This window comes from Microcystis sp. BLCC-F209, assembly GCF_041928595.1.
Taxonomy (GTDB): domain Bacteria; phylum Cyanobacteriota; class Cyanobacteriia; order Cyanobacteriales; family Microcystaceae; genus Microcystis.
Window position 1 is genome coordinate 1 of sequence record NZ_JBHFLL010000314.1, and the last position, 3,532, is coordinate 3,532.

At 44.5% G+C, this 3,532-nt stretch carries 5 protein-coding genes and 1 pseudogene; 4 read left to right on the forward strand and 2 right to left on the reverse strand.

All coding sequences use genetic code 11. The features are described 5' to 3' along the window. Positions 1-200 precede the first annotated feature (200 nt). On the reverse strand, positions 201-989 hold the full coding sequence (locus ACE1AQ_RS20860; RefSeq protein ID WP_008201380.1) for a PEP-CTERM sorting domain-containing protein: 789 nt from the start codon (positions 987-989) through the stop codon (positions 201-203). Between the two features lie 199 nt (positions 990-1,188). Here ACE1AQ_RS20860 and ACE1AQ_RS20865 point away from each other — a divergent pair, with 199 nt between their 5' ends. Both ACE1AQ_RS20865 and ACE1AQ_RS20870 read left to right on the forward strand, forming a co-directional pair. Next, complete coding sequence (locus ACE1AQ_RS20865) at positions 1,189-1,845, forward strand: DUF3782 domain-containing protein (RefSeq protein WP_374809142.1); 657 nt, start codon at positions 1,189-1,191, stop codon at positions 1,843-1,845. Between the two features lie 23 nt (positions 1,846-1,868). Continuing rightward, entirely contained in the window at positions 1,869-2,702 is an 834-nt protein-coding gene (locus ACE1AQ_RS20870) for a Uma2 family endonuclease (RefSeq protein ID WP_110543764.1), read from the forward strand. A gap of 28 nt (positions 2,703-2,730) precedes the next feature. Here the strand turns inward: ACE1AQ_RS20870 and ACE1AQ_RS20875 are convergent, their stop codons facing one another. Next, positions 2,731-2,958 carry a DNA-directed RNA polymerase subunit omega gene (locus tag ACE1AQ_RS20875; protein WP_002737694.1) on the reverse strand — a complete coding sequence of 76 codons (228 nt, stop codon included), beginning with the start codon at positions 2,956-2,958 and terminating at the stop codon, positions 2,731-2,733. A gap of 226 nt (positions 2,959-3,184) precedes the next feature. Between ACE1AQ_RS20875 and ACE1AQ_RS20880 the strand changes: the two are divergent. Together ACE1AQ_RS20880 and ACE1AQ_RS20885 are read left to right on the forward strand one after the other, a co-directional pair. After that, positions 3,185-3,436 (forward strand): annotated as a pseudogene (locus tag ACE1AQ_RS20880) (hypothetical protein); the annotation flags it as partial. Positions 3,437-3,446: 10 nt separating this feature from the next. Beyond that, positions 3,447-3,532, forward strand: an 86-nt coding sequence (locus tag ACE1AQ_RS20885) for a helix-turn-helix domain-containing protein (RefSeq protein WP_287077617.1), incomplete at its 3' end; no start/stop codon positions are given.

Below are 3,532 nucleotides of genomic sequence, written 5' to 3' on the forward strand. Positions count from 1 at the left end.
AATAGGCTTTTCGAGGGTAATTCTTGTTTTAATTCTCCATGTACGCAGTCTTTAAAAGCCTCTATTTCGTTCCAAGACACGATTAAGAGTGGCTTTTAGGCTAAGTATAATTACTTATCGCGTAAGTGAGATGCTCCCATAAAGTATCGAAAACCTCCGCTTCGAGAGAGGAAACCCTCGCCTCCTCTCCCTTGTAGGTATTACTTCCGCGCTTTGCGGACGGTACCCCCTAGCATTAATCCGCCCAAGGTGATAAAACCGAGAAGGCTAGAAGGTTCTGGAGTGGTCGCGGTCGGGGTGGGAACCGTCAGCACCGAAGAGATTCCGTACAAAGGGCGGAATGCTACCGGACCGTTAAACCCTGGACCAAAATCGCTCCCATAACGAATCCAAGTTACGTTCGTTCCATAGCTCGATCCGATAGTTACTGGTACCGACCCAAGTGGACCTAAATTAGGTTCCGACCAAGCAACTCCCGAAGATAAAGTCCCCGTCCACACATCACCGAATAAATAATGACCAGATTGCGACATCGAAATACCACCATCATGACAAATGATGCCAGCCGCCGGTATATGGGGACAGATATCGCCATCCCACAGGTCGGAGTTACCGAAGGCGATCAGTTTGCCATCTAGACCATAGATAGGGACACTCGTGTCAACTGTATTGGTTGAGGTATTGTTGATCGCATTCACACTAGCTGTCGAACCGATCACCTTCCAAGTAATACTAGCAGGGTCGATTCCTACATTCGTAAAAGCGTCATTTAATATTGTTGAGGTGTGCGCCTCATTGTCAACAAAGGTATTGTAGGTATTTATGTCAGTGCTTGTTGCTTGAATCGTGCCATCCGTAACAAATACCAAGCGATACTGATTACCAGGACTAAGACCAGAAGGAATCAGTTGAAAAGCTTCTGCAATGCCAGAGATGCCCAGATTCGCAAAGGCAACCCCAGATAAAATGCCCATAATCGTTAGTTTCATCTAAAATCAAGCTCTTTGAGCGTTGTAAGGATTATGCAAGTTTTGGAACCAAGTAAATTCCAGAAAAACAGTACCCCCCCGCACATTTGTCAAGTCTTTTAAATAATTCTTAATATTTCTTTCCGTTTTGCTCTCTGGCTCTCGTCCGGCTTTTCGACAGAATCGCTAAAATGATCAGGGGTGTTTTAGAGGCAAGTCTATGAGTGAACCAGTAACTCTTGAGGATATTTACCAGCTATTCCGCGCTTCCGCCGAGGAATATGATCGCCGGGCTGCCCAATCCAAGGCAGAATACGATCGCCGGGTTGCCGAATCCAAGGCGGAATATGATCGCCATAGAGTCGAAATAGAGAACCTCCTGGCGGAATCTAAACTAGAAAGCGATCGCTCGATGGCCGAACTGAAACGGACGGTTGAACGAACCAGCAAAGCGGTAGATAGTCTCACCACTCGCTGGGGTCGATTTGTGGAAGAATTGGTAGAACCGGCGGTTTTAAGGCTTTTTCAGGAAAAAGGCATTGATATTAAAGAAGTTTATCCCCGCGCTAGAGTCAAGCGTCAGGGCATCGCCATGGAAATTGATATTCTAGCGGTAGATGATACCGATCTCGTGGTGGTGGAATGTAAATCTAGATTATCTAAAGATGATGTGGATGAATTTATCGAAAAATTGAGCCGCTTTAAAATCGCTTTTACCCATTATCAAAACTATCAAGCTTACGGTGCGGTGGCGGGAATTGAAATCAACGAGGGGATCGATCGATACGCATATAAAAAAGGTCTATTTGTGATTAAACCCTCCGGGGATACAGTGGCCATTATTAATGATGCCGACTTTCAACCGAATACTTGGTAATTTCCCTAGTCAAAACAATCGCTATGGTTAACCTTTCCTACAATAAAAATCGCCTTCTTCCCAGTGCCGAAGAATTACCCTGTTCTGACGAAACAGCCGTGGATAACCAGTTACAGAACGATATTCCCAATCTATTACTCAGTTTACTAGCATTTATTTGGGCGGAGCGGGATGATTGGTATTTTGGTGTCGATATGGGAGTTTATTACAATCCCGACGAACCGGCAATCATACCGGATGGATTTTTAGCCATTGGAGTCAAACACGATACCGGCGAAAGGGGAAGATTAAGCTATGTTCTCTGGGAAGAAGCTTATATTATGCCGATATTGGACCTAGAAGTGATTTCTGAGAAATATAATGGGGAATATGAGGGAAAGTTAGCGGATTATCAAACCCTAGGAATTCTCTATTACGTCATTTATAATCCCTTAAGCGGTAGAAGGGGAAGGTTTAAAAATAGAGAGAGATTAGCGGTTTATAAGCTGATAGCGGGGAAATACGAGCTTTTAGAGCCTGAAAATAATCGGGTATGGTTGCCAGAAATCGGCTTAGCCTTGGGATATGAACAGGGAGAACATATCGCTTGGGTTCGAGAATGGCTGTATTGGTACGATCGATCGGGAAATCGCTATTTAACCGCCGAGGAAAGGGCGAGGGCAGCAGCGGCAATCGCCGAGCAAGCAAGTTTGATCGCCCAACAAGAACGTTTGAATGCCCAGCAAGAACGTTTAGCCAAAGAGGAAGCGGAAGCGATCGCCGAGCAAGAACGTTTAGCCAAAGAGGAAGCGGAACAAAAAGCCCAACGACTAGCGGAAAGACTAAGAGCGCTGGGGATCAACCCCGATGAAATGTAAGGGTGGGTTCCCCGGCAATTTTAGGGGATTAATCGCGTAATAATTCCGGTTCGGTTAATTCGTCGGTCATTTCCATCAGGGCCCGTTGGACGGGTTTAATCATCGGGTCATCGATATTTTCTACGGTATCGTAGCGGACGCGTTTGGCCCGTCTAGCCACTTGCACGACGATGGAGTAACGATTGCTGGCCACATTCATCAGTTTATCGGTGAGATAAATCATCTCGGAGGAGTCAAATTTAAACCGTTTGGACATAGTTATATTTAGCCTTATCTGGTGAATTTGGCACTTGTCACTGATTTTAGTGATAAGTTTTATTACTCATTCCACCTTACCATATTTTGTCAACCTGAAGTATAGGGTGATCTTTGATCTTGATCGAATTTTGTCAACTACTTTTTACAAAACTTAAATCAATTTTATACAAGTTTAAAAATATACAAATAAAGAGATAAATTTTGAAATAAATAAACCCAAAAAAGGTATCTCAACCATGGCTTTTAACCTCAACGGTTTCAACTTTAACCAGTCGATTATCGATTCCCAGGGACGTGCGGTCGCAACGCGCTCGCTACGCGAGACCGCAACTTGGGCGGATGTGATCAACTGCGCTAACATTGGTTTTGAAGTAATGCACGAACGCAACGCTCATCGAAAATTTGGGTCTGAAACCCCGTCGTTCTACGACGGCTTTGCTGTTAAATATGAGCATCGTTTACGAAATATATGCTAAAATGTGAGGTATGGAAAAAGCCTATTCTTACCGATTTTACCCAACACCCGAACAAGAGTCGCTATTGCGGCGCACTTTGGGCTGTGTAAGATTGGT